The 2,464-nt window shown below is 72.7% G+C and carries 3 protein-coding genes and 1 pseudogene; 3 read left to right on the top strand and 1 reads right to left on the bottom strand.

All coding sequences use genetic code 11. The features are described 5' to 3' along the window. Positions 1-243, bottom strand: a pseudogene (locus ACFXA3_RS14545) (DedA family protein); the annotation flags it as partial. A 153-nt stretch (positions 244-396) separates the two neighbouring features. Between ACFXA3_RS14545 and ACFXA3_RS14550 the strand changes: the two are divergent. From ACFXA3_RS14550 to ACFXA3_RS14560, 3 genes are all read left to right on the top strand, one after another. Then, the gene (locus ACFXA3_RS14550) at positions 397-768 is read left to right on the top strand and encodes a BlaI/MecI/CopY family transcriptional regulator (protein WP_385186719.1); all 372 of its coding nucleotides are present in this window, start codon (positions 397-399) and stop codon (positions 766-768) included. Further along, positions 765-1,703, top strand: a complete 939-nt coding sequence (locus ACFXA3_RS14555; protein ID WP_385186722.1) for a M48 family metalloprotease — start codon at positions 765-767, stop codon at positions 1,701-1,703. Before ACFXA3_RS14550 ends, ACFXA3_RS14555 begins: the two co-directional genes overlap by 4 nt. 162 nt (positions 1,704-1,865) lie before the next feature. After that, positions 1,866-2,464, top strand: a 599-nt coding sequence (locus tag ACFXA3_RS14560; protein WP_385186724.1) for a cupredoxin domain-containing protein, incomplete at its 3' end; no start/stop codon positions are given.

Genomic DNA, 2,464 nt, shown 5'->3' on the forward strand with positions numbered 1-2,464 from the left:
GGAGGCGAGGAGGACCCAGGGCAGGGACAGGTGCCCCGGGGAGGCCGCCGAGCCCGCGCACAGCAGTCCGGCGGTGAACAGCAACGAGTCCCCGGGCAGGAAGAAGCCGACCAGCAGGCCCGTCTCGGCGAACAGGACGACCGCGATGCCGATCGTTCCGAACGTGGCGAGGAGGGACTGGGCGTCGAGGAGGTTCACGGCGAGGTTCACGGTCGGCGGTGTGGCGAGCTGTGCGAGGGGCATCGGCACGGTCCCATCGATAATGGTGGTCGGGGTGGGGTTCACCGCCGCAGGCAAGAGGCTGCCGGACCGGACGGGTGGCGTCCACCCCCGCTTGTCTACAAGACAGTAGTCCGTCTACCTCACTGTAGACGATCTCTTCGAGGGGAAGGTTCCATGACGGACAGTGCGAGCGAACGCCGGCCGGCGGGCGAGCTGGAGTCCAGCGTCCTGGCGGCCCTGTGGGCGGCGGGAAAACCGCAGTCCGCCGCCCAGGTGCGAGCGGCGATACCGCAGCCGCTGGCCAGGACCACGGTGGCGACGCTGCTCGCCCGGCTCCAGGAGAAGGGCGTCGTCGACCGGAAGCCGGGCGGGCGGGGCTTCCTGTACTTCCCGATGGAGGACGCGCACGGCCTCACCGCCCGCCGGATGCACCGTGAGCTCGACCAGGACGGCGACCGCAGCGTCGTTCTGGCCCGGTTCGTCGAAGGGCTCGGCCCCGACGACGAGGCGGAGCTCAGGCGCCTGCTGGAGGGAGGCGGTCGGTGATCGCCCTGTTGCTCGTCCCCCTCCTGCTGCCCTGGATCCTCGTGCCGCTCGCCCGGCGCGTGGTCTCCCGGGTGAGGCCGGACGTCGCACTGTGGACGATCACCACGGCCTCCGGGGCGCTCGCCGTCGGCGTCGTGGCGTGCCTGGGTGCCCTGCTGCTGCCCGTCGCCCTGACGGTCCCGTCCCTGGCCGCGCTCGCGCACCTGATCCGTCCGCTCCAGGCGGGTCCCGCCCCGCTGGCCCTCGGGGTGTCCGCGCTGTCCGCGGGAGCCGTCGTGGTCACGGGCGTCGCCGTGGTCCGCCGCGGGCGGTCCGAGGTCAAGCGCCTGCGCAGCGCCCACGGCGATGTCGCCCACCTCCCGCAGGTTGCGGGAGTGTGCGTACTGGACGATTCCCGCCCGGACGCCTATGCCCTGCCCGGGCTGGCGGGCGGGGGCCGGGTCGTGGTGACCAGCGGCATGCTGCGTTCCCTGGACCCGCACGAGCGCGAGGTGCTCCTGGCCCACGAGCGCGCTCACCTCGCCTCGCGCCACCACCTCTTCCTCGCCGTCGCCCAGCTCGCCGGATGGTGCCACCCGGCACTGGCCGCTGTCGTTCCGCAGGTGTCGTTCGCCGTCGAACGGGCCGCCGACGAGGCCGCCGCCCGCGCCACCGGCAACCGGTTGCTCACCGCCCGGGCCGTGGGGCGCGCCGCGCTGGCCACCAGCCGTGGCGGCGGCCGGTCCCAGGGCTCCGTGCTCGCGGCGGGCGCCGTCACCGGCCCCGTCCCCGCCCGCGTGAAGGCCCTGCTCGCGCAGGCGCCCGCCCGGCGCATCGCCCCCGCGGTGCTGGTCATGGCCCTGCTGTGCGGCACGGCGGGTGCCTCTTCCCTGGCCGGGGCGGTCTGGCTGCACCGCGGTGTCGAGATCGCCCAGGGGGAACACCCCTCCGACTGACGTACGGCCGGTCCCGAGGTCTCCTCGGCTCCCTCTCCACGGCCTCCGGAACAAGCCGACTAAGGGAAGCCTTCCCTGAGTGTCTACATATGAGTAGACTCCGGGTCGGCCGGGCCCCCATTTCCCGGCGCCCGCATCTTCCCTGCCGTGAAACGAGGCCCCATGTCCGTGCGATCCCGTCACCTGCTGGCCGGTGCCGGCGCCCTCATAGCGTCCGTCGTGACCCTTTCGGGATGCGCCCAGAAGACCGCGAGCGGCGACGGCACGATCACGGTGAAGGCCTCGGATTCGACCTGCGAGGTCTCCAGGACCGAGTTCCCGGCCGGGCACCTCACCCTGGACGTCCAGAACACCGGCTCCAAGGTCACCGAGGTGTACGTGCTCTTCCCCGACGACCGGATCGCGGCGGAACGCGAGAACATCGGTCCCGGCACCAAGGCCTCCATCACCGCCGAGATCAAGGCCGGCGACTACGAGATCGCCTGCAAGCCCGGCATGAAGGGCGACGGCATCCGCCGCAAGGTCACGGCCACCGGCCGGAACGCCGCCGTCAAGCGCAGCCCGGAGGCGGACGCCGCGGTGGCCGCCTACCGCTCCTACGTCCTCGAACAGGCCCGGGAGACCCTGCCGAAGGCCCAGGCGTTCGCCGACGCCGTCAAGGCCGGCGACCTGGAAACGGCGAAGAAGCTCTACGCCCCGTCCCGCATCGGCTGGGAGCGCACCGAGCCGGTCGCCGAGTCCTTAGGCGACATAAACCCCGA

Source organism: Streptomyces sp. NPDC059456 (assembly GCF_042750055.1).
Taxonomy (GTDB): Bacteria; Actinomycetota; Actinomycetes; order Streptomycetales; family Streptomycetaceae; genus Streptomyces.

What these genes read in the sequence shown, in the direction of transcription:
- ACFXA3_RS14550 (WP_385186719.1), top strand. Translation starts at nt 397, where the DNA reads ATGACGGACAGTGCGAGCGAACGCCGGCCGGCGGGCGAGCTGGAGTCC.